Source organism: Blautia sp. LMAG:89 (genome assembly GCF_008679485.1).
Lineage (GTDB): Bacteria > Bacillota > Clostridia > Lachnospirales > Lachnospiraceae > Blautia_A > Blautia_A fusiformis.
Window position 1 is genome coordinate 111731 of the sequence record NZ_NANC01000012.1, and the last position, 21876, is coordinate 133606.

Annotated in this window: 21 protein-coding genes and 4 pseudogenes; 3 read left to right on the forward strand and 22 right to left on the reverse strand. The window is 43.7% G+C overall.

The genetic code is table 11. The annotated features are described in order from the left end of the window. Window positions 1-49 precede the first annotated feature (49 nt). The 5 genes from CCC70_RS13645 to CCC70_RS13665 form a co-directional block, all read right to left on the reverse strand. Window positions 50-2695, reverse strand: coding sequence for an ABC transporter permease (locus CCC70_RS13645; protein WP_287085066.1), 2646 nt, complete (start codon window positions 2693-2695; stop codon window positions 50-52). A gap of 15 nt (window positions 2696-2710) precedes the next feature. Continuing rightward, entirely contained in the window at window positions 2711-3382 is a 672-nt protein-coding gene (locus CCC70_RS13650; protein WP_055053974.1) for an ABC transporter ATP-binding protein, read from the reverse strand. A gap of 135 nt (window positions 3383-3517) precedes the next feature. Beyond that, window positions 3518-4417 carry a sensor histidine kinase gene (locus CCC70_RS13655; RefSeq protein ID WP_287085069.1) on the reverse strand — a complete coding sequence of 300 codons (900 nt, stop codon included), beginning with the start codon at window positions 4415-4417 and terminating at the stop codon, window positions 3518-3520. After that, on the reverse strand, window positions 4410-5087 hold the full coding sequence (locus CCC70_RS13660) for a response regulator transcription factor (protein WP_118169678.1): 678 nt from the start codon (window positions 5085-5087) through the stop codon (window positions 4410-4412). Before CCC70_RS13660 ends, CCC70_RS13655 begins: the two co-directional genes overlap by 8 nt. Window positions 5088-5263: 176 nt before the next feature. After that, window positions 5264-6220, reverse strand: a complete 957-nt coding sequence (locus CCC70_RS13665) for a helix-turn-helix domain-containing protein (protein ID WP_092072146.1) — start codon at window positions 6218-6220, stop codon at window positions 5264-5266. Between the two features lie 488 nt (window positions 6221-6708). On the opposite strand from CCC70_RS13665, the pseudogene CCC70_RS13670 reads away from it, so the two are divergent. Then, a pseudogene (locus tag CCC70_RS13670) lies at window positions 6709-6940 on the forward strand (DUF6061 family protein). Between the two features lie 296 nt (window positions 6941-7236). Here the strand turns inward: CCC70_RS13670 and CCC70_RS13675 are convergent. The 4 genes from CCC70_RS13675 to CCC70_RS13690 are packed head-to-tail and all read right to left on the reverse strand — an operon-like array spanning window position 7237 to window position 9853. Continuing rightward, complete coding sequence (locus tag CCC70_RS13675; protein ID WP_330577224.1) at window positions 7237-7581, reverse strand: hypothetical protein; 345 nt, start codon at window positions 7579-7581, stop codon at window positions 7237-7239. Between the two features lie 4 nt (window positions 7582-7585). Continuing rightward, a complete protein-coding gene (locus CCC70_RS13680; RefSeq protein ID WP_270652694.1) occupies window positions 7586-8350 on the reverse strand; it encodes an ABC transporter permease in 765 nt (254 codons plus the stop codon). 16 nt (window positions 8351-8366) lie between these two features. Next, window positions 8367-9092, reverse strand: a complete 726-nt coding sequence (locus tag CCC70_RS13685; RefSeq protein ID WP_117657556.1) for an ABC transporter permease — start codon at window positions 9090-9092, stop codon at window positions 8367-8369. Beyond that, entirely contained in the window at window positions 9089-9853 is a 765-nt protein-coding gene (locus CCC70_RS13690; RefSeq protein ID WP_055067099.1) for an ABC transporter ATP-binding protein, read from the reverse strand. The genes CCC70_RS13685 and CCC70_RS13690 overlap by 4 nt, the downstream gene beginning before the upstream one ends. A gap of 156 nt (window positions 9854-10009) precedes the next feature. Here CCC70_RS13690 and CCC70_RS13695 point away from each other — a divergent pair, with 156 nt between their 5' ends. Together CCC70_RS13695 and CCC70_RS13700 are read left to right on the forward strand one after the other, a co-directional pair. After that, window positions 10010-10711 (forward strand): response regulator transcription factor, encoded by a 702-nt coding sequence (locus CCC70_RS13695; protein ID WP_015515120.1) that lies wholly within the window; start codon window positions 10010-10012, stop codon window positions 10709-10711. A gap of 4 nt (window positions 10712-10715) precedes the next feature. Then, on the forward strand, window positions 10716-12080 hold the full coding sequence (locus CCC70_RS13700; protein WP_118369280.1) for a sensor histidine kinase: 1365 nt from the start codon (window positions 10716-10718) through the stop codon (window positions 12078-12080). A 382-nt stretch (window positions 12081-12462) separates the two neighbouring features. Here the strand turns inward: CCC70_RS13700 and CCC70_RS13705 are convergent, their stop codons facing one another. From CCC70_RS13705 to CCC70_RS13765, 13 genes and pseudogenes are all read right to left on the reverse strand, one after another. Then, window positions 12463-13404: an IS3 family transposase gene (locus tag CCC70_RS13705; RefSeq protein ID WP_118369387.1), complete on the reverse strand. Its 942-nt coding sequence runs from the start codon at window positions 13402-13404 to the stop codon at window positions 12463-12465. After that, complete coding sequence (locus CCC70_RS13710) at window positions 13362-14045, reverse strand: helix-turn-helix domain-containing protein (protein ID WP_118369385.1); 684 nt, start codon at window positions 14043-14045, stop codon at window positions 13362-13364. Before CCC70_RS13710 ends, CCC70_RS13705 begins: the two co-directional genes overlap by 43 nt. Before the next feature lie 120 nt (window positions 14046-14165). After that, window positions 14166-14627 (reverse strand): hypothetical protein, encoded by a 462-nt coding sequence (locus CCC70_RS13715; RefSeq protein ID WP_118064587.1) that lies wholly within the window; start codon window positions 14625-14627, stop codon window positions 14166-14168. A 5-nt stretch (window positions 14628-14632) separates the two neighbouring features. Further along, window positions 14633-15448 carry an ABC transporter permease gene (locus CCC70_RS13720; protein ID WP_118369374.1) on the reverse strand — a complete coding sequence of 272 codons (816 nt, stop codon included), beginning with the start codon at window positions 15446-15448 and terminating at the stop codon, window positions 14633-14635. 12 nt (window positions 15449-15460) lie between these two features. Continuing rightward, window positions 15461-16255 carry an ABC transporter permease gene (locus tag CCC70_RS13725; protein ID WP_021651949.1) on the reverse strand — a complete coding sequence of 265 codons (795 nt, stop codon included), beginning with the start codon at window positions 16253-16255 and terminating at the stop codon, window positions 15461-15463. Further along, the gene (locus CCC70_RS13730) at window positions 16248-17174 is read right to left on the reverse strand and encodes an ABC transporter ATP-binding protein (protein WP_118064583.1); all 927 of its coding nucleotides are present in this window, start codon (window positions 17172-17174) and stop codon (window positions 16248-16250) included. Before CCC70_RS13730 ends, CCC70_RS13725 begins: the two co-directional genes overlap by 8 nt. Before the next feature lie 216 nt (window positions 17175-17390). Then, window positions 17391-18308, reverse strand: coding sequence for a sensor histidine kinase (locus CCC70_RS13735; RefSeq protein WP_021651951.1), 918 nt, complete (start codon window positions 18306-18308; stop codon window positions 17391-17393). A gap of 5 nt (window positions 18309-18313) precedes the next feature. Beyond that, window positions 18314-19006 (reverse strand): response regulator transcription factor, encoded by a 693-nt coding sequence (locus tag CCC70_RS13740; RefSeq protein WP_270406295.1) that lies wholly within the window; start codon window positions 19004-19006, stop codon window positions 18314-18316. Between the two features lie 33 nt (window positions 19007-19039). Beyond that, window positions 19040-19291, reverse strand: a pseudogene (locus tag CCC70_RS16410) (nucleotidyl transferase AbiEii/AbiGii toxin family protein); the annotation flags it as partial. Beyond that, window positions 19292-19885 carry a type IV toxin-antitoxin system AbiEi family antitoxin domain-containing protein gene (locus CCC70_RS13750; protein WP_021651954.1) on the reverse strand — a complete coding sequence of 198 codons (594 nt, stop codon included), beginning with the start codon at window positions 19883-19885 and terminating at the stop codon, window positions 19292-19294. It lies immediately after the preceding pseudogene. Window positions 19886-19967: 82 nt separating this feature from the next. Beyond that, window positions 19968-20054, reverse strand: coding sequence for a DUF6040 family protein (locus CCC70_RS13755; protein WP_242997104.1), 87 nt, complete (start codon window positions 20052-20054; stop codon window positions 19968-19970). Window positions 20055-20075: 21 nt separating this feature from the next. Further along, window positions 20076-21057, reverse strand: a pseudogene (locus CCC70_RS13760) (MobA/MobL family protein); the annotation flags it as partial. A gap of 326 nt (window positions 21058-21383) precedes the next feature. Continuing rightward, window positions 21384-21548, reverse strand: a pseudogene (locus CCC70_RS13765) (relaxasome subunit MobC); the annotation flags it as partial. Between the last annotated feature and the right edge of the window lie 328 nt (window positions 21549-21876).

Here is a 21876-nt window from a genome sequence, read left to right on the forward strand (position 1 = left end):
TCCAGCCCTCAGCCTTTTCATTGACAGAGGGCTAATTTTGGCTTAACAATTATTGAGCATCCCTTAACTGATCTACAATGCTGCATTTTGCTGCGTTATCATACATCATGCAAGGAATCAGCCACCCAAGCAGAAGAAATACCGGAATTGTCAGCAGGACAGGCAGAATGGTGAATCGATACTCAAAGAACCAGAACATACTGCCCAGCATTTTTCCTGCAAGAGGTCCCACCGCCAGCGACAGAATAAAGGCCGCCGATACGGAGGACATTGCGTAAAACAATCCATCGTAGATCAGCATGGTTTTGAGCTGCCGGTTCGTCATTCCTACAGCCTGAAGCACAGCAAATTCACGGCGGCGGGAAAGAATACTGGTCATCATGGCGTTGAAGAAATTTAAGAGTCCCACCAGCCCAATGATAGCACAGAGGATACCACCTATCAGAAGGAACATCTGCCGGAACTGAGCAAATTCAGAGCGAGCCGTGGCCTTGCTTTCATACATCAAGGGCGAAAACTCACCGGCAGTGAGCTTCGATAGATATTGCTCTGCTTCGGCCTCGTCCGCTTCGTCCGCTGTGTCGAACAGGTAGAGCAGCGGAATGGCCGCACCACCGCTGTCCCGCTGTGCGGTATCCACAGACAAAACTGTCTCATATCCAATACCACCATAACGATAACTCATGGAATACGGAAGCTCTACCAAGGCGCAGACCGTGTACGCTACATCTCTGGCTCCATACAGTTTTTCCTGAAGGTACTCCTCCGGTGTATCTTCGGTGCAGAGTTCCCCGGTGCGGCTGTCGATATATTTCACATCGTCCGCATAGGTAGCGGTGATCGTGTCTCCTACCTTGGGGTAGTATTCAAGATTGGGCAGATTACCGTAGTCATCTAAGGAAACCGCAATGGCAATGGCGTTATTGTCCGGCTCCAACATGGGAGAAATATCTCCGTCGAACACTTGCAGCTTGTCAAACAGACTGTTATCCAGAGCCTCAATTCTGGTCTTTCCCATCACCATATTGCCCCGGTGCTCCAGACGGCTCATATGGCTGTCCAACTGCTCGGCGCTTTCGAACCATGCATAGTCCTGCCGCAGAGCATCCTCCGTCATCCACAGATATGCGGGTTTTCGCACAGCATATCCCGTGCCGGAAAGACTGGCCTTTGTGTTTGCTGCGATCTCTCCGATCTGTTCTGGCGTGATGAATTCATCTGCTGAGTTGTAACGGAAATAGTCGGGCGTGCTGACGATAAAATCGGCGCAGGTCTTGGCGGATACATACTTCTCCATGCTGAAGCCGCCCACAAAGGTACACAGTGCATTGAACAGTGTCACCGACAGTGCCAGAGACACCACCACCAGTACCGTCTTTTTCTTGTTTCGTCCCAAATTGGCAAAGGCCATCTGATGGAGCTTCGCTCCCCGGGTGCTGCGCTGTTTTTTCTTGGTCTGCATTGCATCCGTATATTTGGTAGCCTCCACCGGAGAGACCTTAGCTGCCATTTTTCCGGGCTTGGAACAGGACAAAAGCACCGTCAACAAGGCGAACAGCATAGAACCAAGGAAGATCACAGGCGATGTGCTGATGGTGGTGATGCCTGCATCCAACTGGGTGGAGCGCAAGACAACAGGCACCAGAACAGCGCCGATGCCGTAGCCCAGCAGCAGCCCTGCCGGAATGCCGATCAGACAAAGCAGAAGTGCCTGCTGGCGAATGATACGTTTGAGCTGCCGGGGCGTTGTGCCAATGGTTTTCAGAAGTCCGTAAAACCGGATATCCCCTACAACAGAGATCTGAAAAATGTTATAGATGATAAGATACCCCGTGAAAATCACCAGCAGCAAAAAAGCTGCTATGGCGATCACAAGTTCCGGATCAAGCTTCGACTCCAGCTGGGATGAGGTATATCCCCAGTTGACGCCGATCCGGACGCTGTTGGGATCGGTATAGCTGTCCCATGTGTAGCCAAGATCGGTATCCACCTGCTCCATCTGCCCTTGAATGTTTGTGCCGGAGGCCAGCATGACATTCAAATCGGTGCGGAAAGGCTGTAAACCTGTTTTCACTGCCTGCGCTTCGATGTCATCTGCGTAATCACGGCTGATGTTGATGTAATGAACAGGCATTAGTTCATCATAGTCCCAATAGCCCACCAGCGTAAAGGTATCTGTTACAGTAAAGGCGGTTTGATCCTTGTCCGTAATGGAATAGGAAACCGTGACCTCGGCGCCCAGCTCCGGCGTTACGCCAAGCAGCTGCAACGCTGCCGTATCCATGGCTACCTCTTTGCCGCTTTCGGGCATCCGTCCGGTAGTAGGGGTGGCATAGCTCCATTTAGTGCAGTTGGCATCCATGTAGCTGATCTCTGCCGGTATTTTGGCAAAGACCCCCTCCGCAGTGATACCGATTACCTTCCGTACCCCCGCAGCCTTCACCTTTGGGTGGGCAGCGATGCGTTCCGCCTGCTCGGGGGAAACATCCTTAAAGGTGCCATGCGCATAGCCGCCTACCTGCCGAAACTGGTAGGTTTCATAGCTGGCGTTCAACGACAAGGCAATGGTGAACATGGACGTAAATAGCAGCGTTGTCAGCGCAATGGCAAAAATAGCGATCAGATTGCGGCGACGGTTCGCATAAAGAGATTTTAAGCTGAGCTTTCGAATACATTTTCTGTTTTTGACATTCATCGTAGCCACCTCCCGTTAGTTCTGGGAGACGATCCGACCATCTTCGATACGGATAATGCGGTCTGCCATCTGCGCAATTTCTTCGTTGTGAGTGATCATTACGATTGTCTGGGCGAACTTTTGACTGGTGACTTTCAAAAGGCTCAATACATCCTGGCTGGTTTTGGAATCCAGATTGCCGGTGGGTTCATCTGCCAGAATGATAGCGGGTGCTGCCGCCAGCGCACGGGCAATGGCTACTCGCTGCTGTTGACCGCCTGAGAGCTGATTGGGCAGGGCATCCAGACGGTCGCTCAGTCCAAGCGTCTGCACGATCTGCTGCACAAAAGCCTTGTTTACCTTTCCGCCATCCAGTTCAGTGGGTAGAATGATATTTTCATATACATTCAGCACCGGAACAAGATTGTAGCTCTGAAATACAAAGCCGATTTTCCTGCGGCGAAAGATGGTCAGCGCTTCCTCCTTCAGGGAGAAAATATCCTGTCCGTCCACTATGACCGTGCCGCTTGTAGGGCGATCCAGCCCGCCCAGCATATGCAACAGCGTGGATTTTCCGGATCCGGATGTGCCGACAATTGCAACAAACTCTCCCTTCTTCACACTTAAATCAACTCCATCCAACGCATGAACTGCGTTATTACCGGAGCCATAAATCTTTTTCAGGTCTTTTGCCTGTAAAACCTCCATAAACGAGTACCTCCATGAAAAAATCTGTATGTATGAAAGGAAATGATCCTTTAATACATACAGATTATCGCATAGGATTCTTTCCACATTCTTTCCGGCAGAAAATGAAATCTAACAGTTTTGATAGAATTGTTGTTATTTCGGCAGAAATATGGAAAACGTACTTCCTTTTCCCGGAACGGAAGCAATCTTGATATAACCTCCCTCACCGGATATGATCTGTCGGGCAAGGTATAAGCCGATGCCAACCCCTTCTTGTTCCTGAACAGCATTTGAACGATAAAAACGGGAAAATATCTTTGCCTGCTCGTTTTCCGGGATACCTGAACCGGTATCCGATATATCGATCCTTGTAAACATTTCGTAACTTACGGTAGAAATCGTGATTGTTCCATGCTCCGTATATTTGATGGCATTGTCTACAATATTAGCCAGTGCTTCCGCTGTCCATTTGAAGTCAAATGTAGCGGAAATATCTGTATCGTACAGATATATGGACAATCCTTTTTCAGAAGCCTTGGCGGTATATTGTTCTACTACGCTTTCAAGCAGCGGCTGAAGTGATGCTTGCTGAGGGGAAAGTGAAATGATCCCATTTTCCAGTCTGGAAAGTTTTACGAGAGAATCAATCAGAAATCGTAGCTTTTCCGATTGTTTGTACAGTGCCTCCACGTTTTCCTTTGCCGATGCAGGAAGAGTTTCCTCCATCAAAAGCTCGCTGTATAACAGCAGGTTTGCAATCGGCGTTTTCGTCTGGTGCGAAATGTCCGCAATCAAGGATTTGATTTTGTCTTTTTCCTGTGCCATATTTCGAGAAGATGCTTCTGCGGCAGAAAGATAGTGTGCAAACTTTGTTTCCAAAGCAGACAGCTGGCTTTCATCAAAAGTGATTTCAGAAAAAGAACCAGTCATGGCAGCGTCCAGCATCCTTTCGATTTCTTCCATCGTTTTTCTGACCTTTCTCCGCTCCCATAATACAACAGCTGCCGCCGCCAGAGAACACAGCAGTATGATCACAATGCCGGTTTTATTCATCTTTTGTCACCCAGCTATAACCGATTCCATAGACGGTTTTAATGTATTTCTGTGCACCAAGCTTATCCCTCAGACGCTTGATCGTAACAGACAAAGCATTTTCATCCACATATTCTGCGCCATCTGTCCAGATCCGGTCGACAAGGTCTCCACGGGTCATGGTTCGACCACGATTTTCAACAAGCAGACGCAGTAATTTTTGTTCTGTTTTACTCAATTCCACTTTGGAATCTCCCACATAAAAGGTCATAGCCTCAAAGTCAAAGTGAAATAGATCCATATGGAGCGGCGCATTTTTATGGTTTGACGCTTGCTTTCGCAGTTGGGTATTCACCCTTGCCCGCAAAACCGAAAGAGAAAAGGGCTTGGTAATGTAATCATCAGCGCCCCTCTCCAGTCCGTCTACGATGTCCAGATCGGTGTCATTGGCAGTCAGCAGAATAACAGGAATATAGGGTGTGTTTTCCTTGACCTCCCGGAGCAACTCGAGCCCGCTGCCATCCGGCAGATTGATATCCAGCAGGATCAGGGATACACCGCCGCAAAGCAGCTGCTCCTTCGCCGTTTTCAGGTCTTTGCAGGAAATGATTTTCCGATCATCTACTTTCAGTGCTTTGCATAAACCTTGATTCAAACCAATATCATCTTCAACAATCAATAACTGCTCCATATATCTCACTCCCTCGTTACTCAAAGGTATTCGGCAAAGTTAATAACAAGACACAAAAATAACCGCCCCAGCCTCGCAAACTGAACGGTTATTTTCAATCAATTAAGTATGTGGACTAACCGTCTATCGGCAGCACACTTTTTCTATAATCATATTAGCACGCATATGTGACAATGTCAAAAAATTTCTTCATTCTCTTGGTTATTAATCTCCTTGATCAGCTGTACTGCCTTCTCTGTATCATCGGTTTTCACGAATATATCCACGCCATATATTCCAAATCCGGGTGCCCCATGCATTGCAACATTCGCACCTGCTTCCTGGGAAAAAGCTTCTATTTCACTTTGCTTTAACATTTCTACGAGCTGTTCTGTCTCTACTATATTCTGTGCATTATAAATCTTTGTCCATTCTGTCTTAGATTGGGAAGTTTCTTTTCTCTCCTGAACATTTGGTGAATTCTGATTTCTTTTTCGATTAATAAATGCTAAGGTCCTAAGAATAATAAATGACACAATAGTAATACCTATCAGAAATCCCAATGCCAATCGTGTTATCTGTGTTTCTGTAGCTCCCATTCTAAATAAACATGTACCATAGATGACTGTAAAAATTCCTGCACATATTACACTGGTGAGAAAATTCCGCCATATAGCAGCACTTTTTGGCAGGCATTTATCCCATATTCCATTATACACCATAATAGCTACATATAGGATTCCTCCTACTAAGACAGTTACTATCTCTCCCAAAACCAAACGAGTATCCACCATTAATAGCATCTGAATAATAATCGCTAACACACCAATCACAAACATTGATGCAAATGCAAGATTTCCAGCCTTTAATGCTTTTTGTTTCACCCATTCTTCATACACCGCAACTTTGTCCAGTGTTTCTTTCATATCTTTATTCATAGTCTGGCTCCTTTCTCCATCCAGGAGCTCTCTCATCTCAACATCGTAATATTCAGCAAGTTGAACAAGTACACTGAGATCTGGCATATTTATTCCTGTTTCCCATCTGGAAACTGTTCTTGCAGATACCCCAAACTTCTCGGCAAGCTGTTCTTGCGTAAGATTCTTTTCTTTACGACATTGCTTTAAAAAAGCTCCAATCTTTTTTGTATCCATATCTCTACCTCTCTTCCACTTACAGCTTACCAATATGCACCAAAATTACCACGACATAAAACGAGAATCCGTTAATTTTCAACCGGACATCTTATGTCTAGAATAAATAAACGGTATTTTCATACCGAAAACAAATACCTATAATCATTCCAACATTCAAACAAGAAGTATCTCTCGCCCAATGCGCTCGGTCAATTTCGATTGAGATTTCACCTGTTTTAAGAGATTTAATAACTGTTATATTTTGTTATCAAATTCACTGTAAACCATTGAAAACACTGAATTTGTCGCAGGTGAGCTTTCCCTTATTGTTTCCCTTGTGTTATATCGTCCCACCAGTGTTTACAAACTCTGATAAGGGCAAATACAAGGGCAAAAAAATCTGATAACACATTATAACACAAAATGAAAGTGACATGGTGAACTGATTGAAATGCTTCTAATTTTTGTAACTGATGATTGATTGAATGATAAGGAGATGCTATACGATGAGAACGATATTTGCAGAATGCAATCCACACAGAAACAGCATTGATGTTTACTGGTTATATGCTCCGCATTGATTGTTGGGAAGCTGAGAAGGACTTAAAAATCACGCCTGGATCAGACTGTGTATTAGATGCACTTGCTATTGATGAACCACTGGAATATGCAAGATTATATCTTGATGAAAATTTGCAAATGTGGATAGATGCAGAAGATTCATTAGAAATTTTTTGATTTTTAAACAAATACAACAGTTTAAATCACTATTAGCTACAATATTTCCGGAAAATTCATCATTGGTTTGTGTAAACGCAAAGAAAGGGCGTGTCAAATTGTCTGCTCTACGACGGCTTTTTTCTTTTGCCGTCGTCCGGCAGATGGTGTCTGTAGTTAGTTACTTGACTAAGGCTTTAATTTTTCGAATTAAATCAAAATCCGTTTTACAGCAATAGTTACCATAATACAGCTTTGCTTTTTGCTCTAACCTATCGAGATGGAGGAGGCAGTACAAGCCAGCAAAGAAACCGCGATCAGGCAGCATCCAATAAATTTCCCAACTCTACGCATAACCGTTTCCTCACTGAACGAAAGTAAGGAATAAGGCAAGCACCACAATTCCCACCATCAGCAACAGCCAAAAAACGCTGATTGCAGTTGATATAATATTGATAATGCTGCGGATTTCCCTGCTCCGCACACATACCACCGAAAGAATCAGGCCCAGCAGAACAAAAACGATATTGGCTCCGGCCCAAGCGGTTCGGACTCCGTCCGACAGCGAAAGGTGCAGGAACGACGGGGCGAGAGCCGCCAACGGCAGGATGCTCATAACGAGCGCAGCGATACTGATTGATTGGTATTTTTTTCTTTTCCATAGTTTTACCTCATTTCCTTTTTCCCAAATTGGGTGACAGCCAGCGCGAAAAACAGGCCAAACACTACAATCGCGCACGGCAGGAACGGAAACACCGAAAAAGCGGCGTCGGAAGTTTCTGCTGTAAAGTCATGGAGAGAGCAGGAAACGAGATAACCGCTGTAACAGTACGGGTAGGCGATCCACAGCGGCGTATTCGCAACCAATACACCGGGAATCACAAGCAGCAGATTTAATCCCACAGAAAGAAGCGGCTTTTCAAACAGCACAGTGATGGCCCACATAGCCGCAATGCACGGCAGCATAGTCAGAAACAGCTCCAAGCACCATTTCAGAAGATATAGAATCGGCAGGGTTTCTGTTACTCCCATTGTCTGTGTCGCAATCAACCCAGCGATTACAAATACGACAAGAAACACCACCATCTCCATAAACAGATAAAAGGTAAGCACACAGAATTTGGCAATGGATAATGCGCAGCGGCTGACCGGCAGCGCCAGCATTTTCAGAATCCCGTTATTTCCTGTTTCTCGTCCTGCGATCATCACGCAAACCACGATCATGCTGAATGGAAGCAGATAGTAGGCGTAAACAAGCGCACTTTGAATAAACATGGCAGCCCACGCATTGGTGTATTCCGGTGTAAAGTAGTTGCTCAAATACGCAACCCCGGAAACCACCACCAATAAAGGTGCAATGAAAATCAGGGGTGCGATTTTGGAGCGTTTTACTTTCATAAACTCGATTTTGAGTAAATCCAAAAAACTCATTTCTTATTATCCCTCCTTATTCGTAGCGTCTGTACTTCGCCAGCCACAAGCCCACAGCAAGGAACAACAGTGTTTCCACCAAAGCGACAAGGGCAACCGTCGAATCAGGCTGGGCGCTCATGGCTACTGCTGGTTTCAGAATAATCACAAAAGGATGCACCAGCAAAAGCGTCAGCCCCGAATTTGCAAGGGCCATACCACTCAGAAAACCGGCAACACCAATTCCAAGCGGCACCCACATATTTTCAAAGCGCGAGGAAATCAGCAGCATAAACGACAGTACCGGCATGGATGTGAGAAAAGAGTATCCGGCAAAGCGTACCAGCGTACCCATCTCAAACGCTCCGTCCGGCAAGTCCGTCATTCCGATCTGTGCAAGTGCCAGGTTTTGCAGCACGATAGCAACCAAAAACATGACCGTCAGAATCAGAAATTTACACAGATACATGGCCGGGACGCTGACGGGAAGCATATACATCTTCTTTACGGCACTTCCCTTAAATTCCATGTTGTAGATCATGCAGGTAGCAACCACGATACCGAACAGATTCAGCACCATAATCATGCCGTAGAGCTGGGTCAACAAAACATCCATCGGGGCCAGCGGCAGATTCAGAAGTGTGTCTTTCCGCATAATGAAATTGACAAATGCGTAGGCGGCTCCCAAGACACCAACGGCCAGCAGCACGGGAATCACGCCGGTTCGCTTTTCTTTCCGAAGTTCGATTGCCAGCGTTTTCATAATTTTGCCCTCTGCTTTCTGTCCATGTTATCTTTCTCAACCATAGAAAGGAACACATCTTCCAGATTGTCCGCAGCGAAGCCGGATTGCAGGGCGTATTGACGAAGATCATTCATGCTTCCCTCAAACAGCAGCCGCCCGTGGTTGAGAATCCCAATGTCATCTGCAATCAATTCGATTTCAGACAGCATATGGGACGAGATCAGCACCGTGCAGTCGTAAAGGCTGGGCAAGGATTTTACCAGATTGCGGATTTCATGGATACCAGACGGGTCAAGACCGTTTGTGGGTTCGTCCAGAATCAGAATCGGCGGACGCCCCAAGAGCGCCCCGGCAAGGCCCAAGCGTTGCTTCATTCCCAGCGAATACTGTTTTGCCAGCCGGTCGCCAAACTCGGTCAGCCCTACCAGTTCCAGAGCATCTTCCACATCCGCTTTCGGCAGTCCCAAAATGCGGCGGATAATGTCAAGATTTTCCCGCCCGGTGAGATTCGCGTAGAAAGACGGCGCTTCGATGAAAGAGCCGATCTCTTTGAGAATGGCAATCCGATCCTGCGGAAACTGTTTCCCATCAATGGTAAAGCTGCCTTTTGTGGGGTCGGTCAACCCCAACAGCATTTTCATGGTAGTGGATTTGCCTGCCCCGTTCGGGCCAAGAAAACCATAAATGCTGCCCTTGCGAATATGAAGCGAAACATGATTGACCGAAGTGAAGTTCTTATATTTCTTGGTCAACTGTTCCGTTGTAATGATATAGTCCATAGAAACATCTCCTTTCGATGCTTCTATGGTACAACTTCAACCTGACATCTACATTCTCCCGTCCTTACTTTTACCTTACTTTTCAAGGAACAAGAACGCAGAATGGACAGCCCATGATATAATAGAAACAAATAAAATCAGATTGGAGAAACTGCTATGGATAATTCCTTTTTACATACTAAAAGGCTCCTGTTGGTAGATGATGAACAGGAACTATTGAAAATGGTTTCAGATATATTGAAAGATGCAGGATTTGAAACTGTCCTTACCGCAATGACGGTCAAAGAAGCTATTTTGACCGCAAAAGAGGAAACTCCCGATTTAATTGTTTTGGATGTCATGCTGCCGGATGGGGATGGCTTTTCTCTGATGCAACATTTCCGCACTTTTACCAATGTGCCGATCATTTTCTTAACAGCAAAGGACGAAGCAGCCGACAAATTATCGGGATTGGGGCTTGGTGCAGATGACTACATTTCTAAGCCCTTTATGCCGCAGGAACTGTTACTGCGTATCTATGCGGTACTGCGGCGGACCTACAAAGAGGATTCACCGCTGCTTGTTTTGGATGGATGTACGATTGATTTCAGCCGGGCCGAAGTCCATAAGGGCAGCGAAATTATTTCCCTGACAGCCAAAGAACATACTTTACTTGAAACGCTTGCCCGTAATGCTGGAAAGATTGTTACCGTAGATGCGCTTTGTGAAGCCCTCTGGGGGGATAATCCTTTTGGCTACGAAAACAGCCTCAATGCTCATGTCCGGCGCGTCCGGGAAAAGATTGAAACCGATCCATCAAAACCCGTGTCCCTAATAACCATTAAAGGATTAGGCTATAAGCTGATAGCAAGGAAGTGATGTCATGAAATCATTCGGAAGTTATATATCTAAATATCTTGTGTCGTTCGTTGCCTTTATTCTGATATTGCTTTTTCTTAATGCAGTAGTATTCGGTCTGACTTTTCAAAAGATTGTGACCGAGGATTATGGCGATTCATCCCCGCAAGCCATGTTGGAAATGACTGCTACCGCCGCTACGCCGGAACAATTATCGGATGAGGCGGTGCAAATGCTCCGACAGAATCATATTTGGGCGATCTACTTGAATACAGATGGTCAATGTTATTGGTCGGTTGATTTGCCGGACAATGTGCCGAAAAATTACACAATTCAAGATGTCGCACTATTTTCAAAAGGGTATATTGAGGATTACCCGGTTTTTATTTGGAACACCGATGATGGGTTGTTGGTGCTGGGCTATCCCACAGACAGCTACACAAAACTCACCAGCAATTACTATTCCATTGCAGCACTTCAACGACTCCCCATCTTTGTTCTGGGGATGCTTGGCTTGGATTTGCTGTGCCTCTTTTCAGCCTATTACTTTTCCAAACGCAGAATCATTCACAATACCGAACCGATTGTGTCCGCTGTGGAAACTTTGGCAGATGGAAAGCCAGTTTCACTTCATATCAGCGGAGAACTATCGGAAATTGCAAGCAGTGTAAACAAAGCTTCTTCCATTTTGAATAGGCAAAATGAAGCGCGGGCGAACTGGATCAGCGGCGTTTCCCATGACATCCGCACACCTCTCTCCATGATTATGGGGTATGCGGACCGTATTGCAGAAAGTAAAGCTGCCAGCAAGAGCATCCGTGAACAGGCGGAAATAGTACGGAAGCAAAGTGTAAAAATCAAAGAGCTGGTGCAGGATTTGAATTTAGTATCGCAGTTGGAATATGAGATGCAGCCGCTTAATAAAGAGATGGTTCGCTTATCCAAACTACTGCGATCCTATGTAGCAGACCTGTTGAATACAGGAATTTCCGATAGCTACAACATCGGAATTAAGATCACTCCTGACGCCGAAAATGCTGTGTTGGAATGTGATGCCAGATTGATTTCGCGAGCTGTAAATAACCTTGTCCAGAACAGCATGAAACACAACCCACAGGGCTGTGAAGTCTGCATTTCTCTTACAGCATCGCAAAACCATCTTATCTTGGCGGTTACGGATAACGGAACGGGTCTGTCTGCTGAAAAGCTACAAGAGCTGGAAGAAAAACCGCATTATATGGAAATCACAGATGAACGGCTTGATTTAAGACATGGGCTTGGATTGCTGATTGTCCAACAAGTCGCCATAGCTCATAACGGCAATTTCAAACTTACTAATGTTTTCCCGAAAGGGTGTGAAGCTACTTTAATATTCCCGTATATTGGATAAACAGGCAAGTACAAATCTATAAGAAAACGCCAGATTTCCGTGATGGAAAACTGGCGCGCCAAGAACAGCCATTATTATACTGAATTACATGGAACGATAATGCCGATGCAATGTTATACGTGCCCGGGAGGAGTAATACTTTTTTAACTGATGTAGATCATGTGGGCTTTGAAAAAGCAAACAGGACACGGTAAATTAACCTCCAATCGGCTACCGTGTCCCCGCAAGTCGTCATAGGTTTGTGTAGACGCAAAGAAACGGCGGCTCTGAAAATCAAAGCCGCCGTTTCAAATGGGCGTTTCAAATTTGGTGTGCGCCCCGTCAAGTAGACAATTAAAAAAATATAGGTTTTTTGCTACCCAGATCATGCTGGGTAGCATTTTTATGCTGCCATAAGCATGTCATGGTATTCCATTGGAGTTAGAATACCGAGACCTCGTTGAGGTCTGTCGTTTCTGTAATAATCTATATATTCAACAATCGCGGAGACTAATTCTTCTCTACTATGAAATTTCTTCTTATAATACATTTCTCGTTTTAAAATTCCCCAGAACCCTTCCATTGGACCATTGTCTGTACAATGAGCAACACGTGACATACTTTGAGTCATTCCAGCTTGTTCCAGTTTATGATGAAATGCCCTGGATGTATATTGGTAACCCCTGTCACTATGAAAAATCGGCTTAGCATCTGGATTCAAGGTTACTGCCTGATCAAAAGTATCGAATACGAGTTGATTATTGTTCGAATCACCTAAAACATATGCTACAGGTCGTCGGTCACACAAATCTAAAATAACACTAAGATATAGTTTATGAATATCGTCGAAGGATGTGCCGTATTTGAACTCTGTAACATCGGTTACCCATTTTTCGTTTGGATTATCTGCATGAAAATCTCTGTTTAAAACATTCTCTGCGATGAAGCCTGGATTTCTGGAAGGTCTGGTACAACCATCATAACGATGTTTCAAAGTGGATTTTATCTGCTTTTTGCGACAGATTCGTAAGATACGTTTGTCGTTTACGTCGATTTTATCATCATGATATAATTTGTCGTTTAATCGGCGATATCCCATGTCCGGATGCTGCTTATGCAATTCTTCCAATCTTTCTGCCAACTTCTGATTCAATTTGTCATTATCACTTTCTTTATGGTTTAACCATTTATAATAGGCTGCTCTGGAAACATGCCCAATCTTACATAATGAGCAGATAGAAAATTTCGTTTCTTCATGAAGCTCTTTGATTGCCAGATAAGTATGTTCGTTTCTTATTCGGTTTAGCCCCGCCTCCTTTCGATCTCCTCTAATTTTTTTAAGAATGCAACCTCCATTTCAGCACGTTCTTTTTCAGCACGTAAGATTTTAACTTCAGCACGGAGTTTTTCTAACTCACTCATTGAATCTAGAGATTTTCTTTTTCCACGATTATCCTTTAGAGCTTCTACACCTTTTGATTCATATTTAATAGTATAGTTACGTGCCTGCTGATAGGATACCTGATATTCTTCGGCTGTTTCGGCATAATTATGATCATGTGCAATACAATACTGTACGATTTCGATCCTTTCATCAAATGTGGTTTTTCTGCCTGTGGTCATGATATTGTTTCCCCCTGTTCCAGAAGATTTTAATACTTCACAACCATTATACTTCTTTATCCACTTTTTGAGTTGAGTTCCAGAACGAATCTGATACTTTTTTAATATTTCTGGGAATGTAAACTCATGAGACAAGTAATCTCTAACAGCTGCCTCTTTAGTTTCTTTTGAATAACGAGTAGTTTTAGAAGCGGTTTTCAAACCGCTCCATCCAAAGGTTTCATAAAGTCGTTTCCAATCTTTTAAAGAACCTTGATTAATATCATAACGTTTACATATTTCTCTGAACCCATATGTTCCATCAATGTATTCAGAAACTATTTTGACTTTTTCTTCATAAGTAAATTTATGTTTGAATGCCATAAAGAAAGCTCCCTTCTAAATAAACAAGATTTTATTATTTCTCTTGTCTACTTAGAAGGGAGCATATCAATTGTCTGCTCTACGACGGCTTTTTTTCTTTTGCCGTCGTCCGGCAGAGTATTATTCAATATTTAATTCAATGTTTCCAGTGAAATTCTCACATTCAATGCCAATATAATTTCCACCATCAGGAAGTGTAATTGTGTCACTATAAGTTCCGGTTGCTTCAATCAACGTGACTGCTTCATCAGATCCAGAAATCCAAAATACTTTTGCAGTTCCCTCCGTAACCTCCAGCGCGCAGTCAATAGACAGGTCCTTACCAGCTTCACGCTTTATGGAAGTTCCGCCGAACAAATACTCTGTATCTGAAAAATCCTCATAGTTGGCTGTATAGCTTCCTGTATAATCATCAATTCCTTTTTCTTTCGTACCTTGTAAGGATGAATTTCCGGTAAGCGCTATGGAACCAGCAGACTGAACAATATTGTTATACTGATCGAGAAATTCGTCTTTTGTACAACCTGAAAGCACAGAAGCACCCAATAGTATCAGGCATAATGATAAAACTATTTTCTTCACAGCTATCACCTTCCTTTCCTGCGTACAGCACGCTTTCCTTTTCCCTTGGCATTTGCCTGTTTACGGGATTTCATTTCTTTTTTGTTACTGGACATCAGTAACAACAGCACCGCCCAGAGAACCATGATGCCAACCCCAATGACCGCCAACAAAGGGGTTGAGGATGTGGTTGTTCCGGCATATTCACTCATGTCAAATCCCACTAAAATCAGCGCAGCAGAGAACGGATAGATGCTGGCAAGGATACCACCTTTGAAAAACAACATGCTGTATCCAAGAAAGAACGCCAGAATGGAACCGCCCAGATATGCCCCTCGGATCTGCCCAAAAATCAGAATCAGCGGCATACAGACCAAATAGGTCGTCAGAGCTGCTAACACGATCTGCGTACCTCCATGAAAAAACACTTCCGCTGTCAATCCCGATAATCCAACCGTCAAACCAGTAATCAAGGTAATGCCAACGCTGTATATTCCCAGCAAAACTGCAAGCATACCGACTAAAAGTAACTTAGCTCCCAACATTTTCGGCATAGAAACAGGAATTGTCATGATGTTTTTCAGTGTATCATGAGTGGATTCTCTGTCTATAAGCCATCCTCCGATCATTACCAGTGAAATTGGAAGGAATATCTGAGTGTTTCCCCAAACAACATTTTCAAATAGTGCAGAAAAATCATAGTTTGGATTTCGGTACTCCGCCTCCATAATTAACTGGCTTCCATATTGCACCAAAGGACAAAGTGCAAGCGCTACCAACCCTACCAAAAGGATTTGGCACCGGCGCAGTTTCAATAATTCCGATTTTAATAAGTTCCACATAGTCACACCCCCTTAGATTTCCTGACGCCGGTAAACAAATGCAATCAGCGCAAGAAATACAATGGCTTCTACAATAACCACACCAAATACCTGAACACTATTCAGAAAATACGGACTGACCCGTTCCAACAAATCTGCCAACTCCGCACTGGTCTGGCTTTGGTCATAAAATTGAAATGTCCAGCGGAAGGCCAGCGGTCCCGGGAACAGGGTTCCTATGTTCAAACCAAAAGGCTGTGTAAGAAACATATCGTTCATGGAAAGGATATAATTCGCAATCGTATAGAAAAAGGTAATCACAACAGACACGATATAGTTTTTATTAAGAAGAATAACGAGCAGAATGCAGGGAAGTGCGCCAACCCACATAATCAACCCTTCTTCAATCCCAACGCCAAACAAGGTCAAAAAACCAACCGGCTCCCAACCCTGAAACAACAAAACCGCAAGGTTTACCAATCCTCCAACTGCCATAAAGCCAACGGCAAACAACAGTAAAACCAGCATTTTGGACAGCACTAGCTTGGTTCTATTTACCGGTATGGTAACAAGGTTTTTCAGTGTGTCATTATCGAGTTCCTCAAACAACAGATTCGAAGCCAGTATCACAAGAAGTGGCATCAAAAACAAATATGCACTAAGTTGGAATAGGCTGGACATCACTCCATTTACAGCATCCACATCAGTGTTTACATCTGCCAGAAAGAAAGCATAAGCCAATGGCATGAAAACAGAAAGCAGTAGGGAAATAAATACCAATGGCTTCCGTTTCAATTTCAAAAATTCGCATTTGATTAGTTTAAGCAATTCCTTCTCCCCCTGTCACACGCTTGAAGTAATCTTCAAGACTTTCTTCACAAGTATGCGCCTCCGATACCTCCAATCCATTTTCTACAAAGGCAGTTACAATTTTCCCCACAGGTAGATCAAGGTTGTGCAGGCGCAGATTATGGTCGTCCTGTATGGAGAAATGGTTTTCATGGAAATTGCGTTCCAAAATTCTTGCCGCCTGTGCAGTATCAGAGAGCGTAAAACGGATATGTTTACTGCTTTTTTGCTCCAGCTCAGCAAGGCTTTCTTCTTCCAGCAATGCACCGTGGTCAATAATTCCAATATCGTCAGCCAGCAAGGAAATCTCTGAAAGAATGTGACTGGAAATCAAAATAGTTTTTCCTCTTGCGTTGCAAAGCTCCCGAATAAAGGAGCGTACTTCTGCAATACCGATGGGATCGAGGCCGTTGATCGGCTCATCCAAAATCAAAAGCTCCGGATCGTGCATAACGGCAAGGGCGATGGCAAGCCGCTGCTTCATACCAAGAGAATACTGTGAAAAGAGCTTTTTATCTTTGTAGGGCAGTCCTACCAGATCCAGAGCATCTTTGATAGCATGATTGTTTGGTACGCCCCGCAAAGTAGCAAAGATACGCAGGTTCTCTGTGCCGGTCAGATTGGGATAAAAACCTGGGGACTCAATCAGGCTTCCGATACGGGGCAACAGCTTCTTTTCATTCCCTTGCAAAGACTTTCCCCAGATTTTGACCTCCCCGGAAGTCGGCTTCGTTAAGCCCAACAGCATTTTCATGGTAGTGGTTTTTCCGGCTCCGTTTCTGCCCAGCAGACCGTAAATTCTCCCACGCTTCACATGGATATTTAAGTCAGCCACACTCTTTTGTGAGCCGTATTGCTTCGTCAGATTTTTTGTTTCAATGATATAATTTGTATCCATATTCAAAACCTCCTGTTCTGTAAGGTATTCTATCATGCCAACCTTGCATTAACCTTGCCGCAACCTTGCATTAACCTTGCAATTAAGGAATGAATTGCAAGGCAAATCCTATTCCGCTACTTCTCAATCCGTTTGGGGATTGAGAAGGTTCCCATGCCATTTTCTAAAAGACTTCTGAAAATAAGTAAGGCTCCCGCCATAAAGACGGGAACCCGCTTAAATTTCCAAAGGAAAAAGCAAAGTAAATTCCGTTCCTTTTCCCGGTACACTTTCAACTGTTATGCTCCCACCCATCTTTTCTACAAGCTGATGGACAATAGAAAGACCAAGACCGCTGCCTTTGTCAGACCGTCCTTTGTCACACTTATAGAGCCGTTCAAAAATGTGTTTCAAATCTTCCTTCTCAATTCCCACTCCATTATCCGCAAGCAGCAGCTCCATGTTATTTTCCTTCTTTGACAGGGCAATTTCGATTTTGTCTGCATGGCTGTGAGCGATTACATTTTGAATGAGATTATTAACGATCCTCATATAGCTGTCCATATCCAATCTTACCCGGACAGGATGTTCGGGAATATCAATGTCATAATCGACCTGCTTATCTTCAAAAATCGGTATCCAGTCGATTAGGATATTTCTTGTCAGCTCTGCAGCTTCAACGCTCTGGATCTCCAAAGCAAACTCGTTAGAATTTAACTTGAACCAGTCAAAGAGTACATCAATATATTCTTTCAGATCATGGGCTTTCCGGCGGGCGGTTTCAATATAATCATCCCGGTCTTTTCCTGTGACCAGTCCTTTGTGTGCAGCGTCAAGATACCCAATCAGAGTAGTAAGGGGCGTTCGCACATCATGGGAAAGGCTCGTCATAAGCTGGCGGTTGGTTTCTTCCGTCTGCCGTACAGTTGAAAGTCTGCTTTCATAGGCCACAACGATCTCGTTGATTTCATAAGCAAGAGGTGCTGTCAGTTCATTTGTTGCAGATAGAATACGCCGGTTGCCATTTCCGTTTTTCACATCAACCAGCACATCGGCCATTTCTGCTATTTGTTTTTTTACACGCTGAACGAGAACGATGGAAGTCAATACAGCTACAACAGCAATCACAATGGACAAGAATACAATGATTTCCATACTGACTACACCTCCTTATTAAACCGGTAGCCAATCCCTTTGACCGTTTGTATATACTTTGGGCTTGAAGGATTGACTTCTAATTTTTTACGAAGCCGACTGATAATCGCCATAATGTTACTGTCATCATAGAAATATTCTTCGCCCCAAACTTCCTCATAAATCTGTTGTTTTGTCAAAATTTTTCCTTGATGCTTTGCACAGTACAGGAGTAAATCAAATTCCTTTGGGGGCAGTTCAAAAGTGCCGTTTGATGTAGTAACAGAACGATTTTCAAGGTCAATCTGCAGTCCGTTAAAATTTAGCTTTTGTATGGCTCCGGCTTGCTGATTAAAACGGGTGTAGCGGCGTATAAGAGACGCAATACGGGCAATCAGTTCATCCATATCAAACGGTTTTGTAAGATAATCGTCCGCTCCGGCCCGTAAGCCTCGTACTTTAGAAAGGCTGTCATTTTTAGATGTAAACATCAAAATCGGTAAGCTGTACTCCTTGCGAATTTCTTCCAGCGTTTCAAAACCATCCATGCCGGGCATCATCACATCCAGCACTACAAGCTGGTATTCCTGCTCTTTTAATTTTTGTAAACCCTCTTTTCCGGTATTACAAAAATCAGCTTCTATGTTTTCTGCTTGTACGCTACGTTTAATCAATTCACACAGTGCTTTGTCATCATCTATAATCAAAATCCTATTCATGATGCAACTCCTTCTTTGGGATATAATCATTTCTACATCCTCCACACTAACATTAGTGCCTTTTATGGTAGCATCCAGATCCATAGTAGCTCTGGCATCCAGACCAACCATTGCCGCCACCAGCATTCCACCTTTTAATATAAACTGGTTTTTATACTCTGATAAAGAAATTCGTTCTAAAAAACGTTCCATCATATAATTCCGCATCAAAATCTGTGCATCTGCGGATTTTTTCTTTGACATATTACGAATTAAATCCTTTAATTGTCTTGCTGTTGTTATCATCTAAAGTAACACCTCCAAATATGGTCTTAGTATCTTTTCAACATGAAACATAGCTGCGTATTTCATAAGCATCCGTAAGTTTTTATCCTTACGTTTCGCATATTGCTTTAATGCATCTTGGAAGACCTGCATTTCAATATTTTTCCTGCTGCGAAGCAGATCGCAAATCGTTCTCTCCATATCATAAACCGGAACTGAATGTCCAAATGATGTCAGCATAGTTGTGATCCCTATTTCATGTAAATCCTTTTTTACTGTATACACTTGAAAACCGTCTTCCTGCAAACGGCTTGGATTATATCCAGTTCTTACTGTTATGGTGTATTTCAAAGGCTCTCTGTCCGTTAAATCATGAAAAAACGATGCAGTTTCGTGAGAAAATACAGCTTGACCACAACGCAAATGCAAAAGGAACATCGCATCTGTCCACGTATCAGGTGATACATACACACCATGAGAAGCTTGCTCTAATCCTCGTTCCTTCACATAGGCATAAAACACAGACTTACTAATTCCATTATTTAGGACTTGAAATGTCTGAATTGTCCCTCCACATTCACGCAATAACAAATCTAATTTTTCAAATTGAGTCATATAGATTCTCCTTTCATGCTAATATGATAATATATATTAGCATGAAAATAAATATAAATAACGCAAATGAACAAATTAGATTTTAAAAATATCCCCGTTCTTCCTGCCAGTCTTTCACATAACATCGGATTCCAATATAAATAACATGTGATAGTAATAGGAATACCATGAGATTTATCGGAATAGCGTTTTTAATGATCTGGTTTTCCTCCACTTTCCATGAAGCGGAGGATGTCTGTCCGTTTTGAAATTTCTCATCAATTTTTCTGGCATCAGCACCCTCATGGATCGTTGGTATCTCAAATTTTCCCTGCCTTGCATAAGAACGGTGGTCAATGTGATTTTCCACTTTCAAATGAGCATTACATACATTCGCCCATTCACTCCGCCACAGTTCACAATTTTTCGGATTGTTCCACCTGGTAGCATCGGTTAATACACGTTTCCACTGTTTACGGTTCCTTGCACCGACTTTCTGATTGCCATTTTCGTCCAATACCGGGATTCGGATTCCATGACGGTCAGGGTTCTTTTTATCCTGCCACCAGTCCGAATGGGATTCATCCACCACAATATTTCCATTTTCATCTCTGACAAAATCCCAGTCCTTGACTTCTTTGTTTCCCCATGAATGGTCTGGATTGAATGATCGCATCGTCACAAGTAAATGCACATGAGGATTTCCATCGCCTTTATCGTGGATGCTCCAGTCCGCACACATTCCCTTATCTACAAAGGTCTTTTGAATATATTCAGTTGTATAATCAATCTGTTCCTGTCGGCTCCATTCTTTCGGAAGTGAGAACTCAAATGACCTGCCGAGTTGTGCATCCGAGGTCTTCTCAATCTTCAAAACTTCATTCCACAAACGCTGTTTCTGAAAAGTGAGTTTAAATTTTTCCAGTGCGGCATCTTTGTTATCTGCTCTTTTATATCGGATAGATTTCTGGAACCGTCTGATATAAAAGAGCAGGTACATTCAGCCATTCCTGTGGTGCATTTTCACACATCAACAGGTTGGTATAAACAACTTCTCTTTTGGAAGTGTAATAACTGATCCTGCCTGTTTCTTCATTTTTCATCACATCGCCATTGAGATAAGCAGATGCCGATATGATGGATTTTCCTTTGCTGCGTCCAACAATCTTTACTGTATAATGAAAAATTGCCATGATCCGTTTCCTCCTTTCTGCCGTATCCGGCTTTGATTTCCGGCAGGTAACGTTTTCCTAAAAGAAAAAGGTATCTGCCGGAACGCCCTCTGCATAAGAGTGCCCTGTGCATAACAGCCTGCATGGAATGCGCCCCTCTGGCGAAGAGTGCCTCCTACGGCATGAGCAGGTCTGCATGAAATGCCCGCCGACGGAACGAGCCCGGCAAGCGTGAGCGCAGACCGGTTGCCACTTGTGGCAAACTTATACGGACGACCTCTGGTTGTCCATAAGTGCGCCCTTCATAAAAAACAATGAAGGGAATGGAAAACCCACTCCCTCCGGCATTACACTTCCTCCGTATTTGCAACTGGCTCTTTCTGCATTGCCTTTGAGAAAAACTTTCCGTTTGCTTCCTGCCTTTTTAAGAAGCCAATCAGCTTCGGGATATCTTCTTCCTCAATTGCAGAACCCAGCACCGATTCCACCGCACCGCCAATCTGGCAGAGCCTGGTTATGCTGTTAATAAAATCGGAGACTTTTGTGTCACTGTAGATTTTCATCCGGTCTGTAAATAATGGGTGGTTATACGCATAATCGGGATAATACTGTCCGGCATTGTTTTCTGCAATGATGGAATACACTGCCAAGTCCAGAAACAAACCGTTGTTCTTTCCAATGATATCTCCCTGCATTTCATCCAGGTGATACTCCGCTATAATCTTACGCAGTACAAAATAGGTACCAGCTCTGAGACACCCGCTCCTGTAAGCACTGCCTTTTGTTTCCGGCAGTTCCTCAGCCGGGAAAAATTTCAAAAAGTTGGTGTTCGGATACATC

What these genes read in the sequence shown, in the direction of transcription:
- CCC70_RS13645 (WP_287085066.1), bottom strand. Translation starts at nt 2,695, where the DNA reads ATGAATGTCAAAAACAGAAAATGTATTCGAAAGCTCAGCTTAAAATCT.
- CCC70_RS13650 (WP_055053974.1), bottom strand. Translation starts at nt 3,382, where the DNA reads ATGGAGGTTTTACAGGCAAAAGACCTGAAAAAGATTTATGGCTCCGGT.
- CCC70_RS13655 (WP_287085069.1), bottom strand. Translation starts at nt 4,417, where the DNA reads ATGAATAAAACCGGCATTGTGATCATACTGCTGTGTTCTCTGGCGGCG.
- CCC70_RS13660 (WP_118169678.1), bottom strand. Translation starts at nt 5,087, where the DNA reads ATGGAGCAGTTATTGATTGTTGAAGATGATATTGGTTTGAATCAAGGT.
- CCC70_RS13665 (WP_092072146.1), bottom strand. Translation starts at nt 6,220, where the DNA reads ATGGATACAAAAAAGATTGGAGCTTTTTTAAAGCAATGTCGTAAAGAA.
- CCC70_RS13675 (WP_330577224.1), bottom strand. Translation starts at nt 7,581, where the DNA reads ATGGAAAAGAAAAAAATACCAATCAATCAGTATCGCTGCGCTCGTTAT.
- CCC70_RS13680 (WP_270652694.1), bottom strand. Translation starts at nt 8,350, where the DNA reads ATGAGTTTTTTGGATTTACTCAAAATCGAGTTTATGAAAGTAAAACGC.
- CCC70_RS13685 (WP_117657556.1), bottom strand. Translation starts at nt 9,092, where the DNA reads ATGAAAACGCTGGCAATCGAACTTCGGAAAGAAAAGCGAACCGGCGTG.
- CCC70_RS13690 (WP_055067099.1), bottom strand. Translation starts at nt 9,853, where the DNA reads ATGGACTATATCATTACAACGGAACAGTTGACCAAGAAATATAAGAAC.
- CCC70_RS13695 (WP_015515120.1), top strand. Translation starts at nt 10,010, where the DNA reads ATGGATAATTCCTTTTTACATACTAAAAGGCTCCTGTTGGTAGATGAT.
- CCC70_RS13700 (WP_118369280.1), top strand. Translation starts at nt 10,716, where the DNA reads ATGAAATCATTCGGAAGTTATATATCTAAATATCTTGTGTCGTTCGTT.
- CCC70_RS13710 (WP_118369385.1), bottom strand. Translation starts at nt 14,045, where the DNA reads ATGGCATTCAAACATAAATTTACTTATGAAGAAAAAGTCAAAATAGTT.
- CCC70_RS13720 (WP_118369374.1), bottom strand. Translation starts at nt 15,448, where the DNA reads ATGTGGAACTTATTAAAATCGGAATTATTGAAACTGCGCCGGTGCCAA.
- CCC70_RS13730 (WP_118064583.1), bottom strand. Translation starts at nt 17,174, where the DNA reads ATGGATACAAATTATATCATTGAAACAAAAAATCTGACGAAGCAATAC.
- CCC70_RS13735 (WP_021651951.1), bottom strand. Translation starts at nt 18,308, where the DNA reads ATGGAAATCATTGTATTCTTGTCCATTGTGATTGCTGTTGTAGCTGTA.
- CCC70_RS13740 (WP_270406295.1), bottom strand. Translation starts at nt 19,006, where the DNA reads ATGAATAGGATTTTGATTATAGATGATGACAAAGCACTGTGTGAATTG.
- CCC70_RS13750 (WP_021651954.1), bottom strand. Translation starts at nt 19,885, where the DNA reads ATGACTCAATTTGAAAAATTAGATTTGTTATTGCGTGAATGTGGAGGG.
- CCC70_RS13755 (WP_242997104.1), bottom strand. Translation starts at nt 20,054, where the DNA reads ATGGTATTCCTATTACTATCACATGTTATTTATATTGGAATCCGATGT.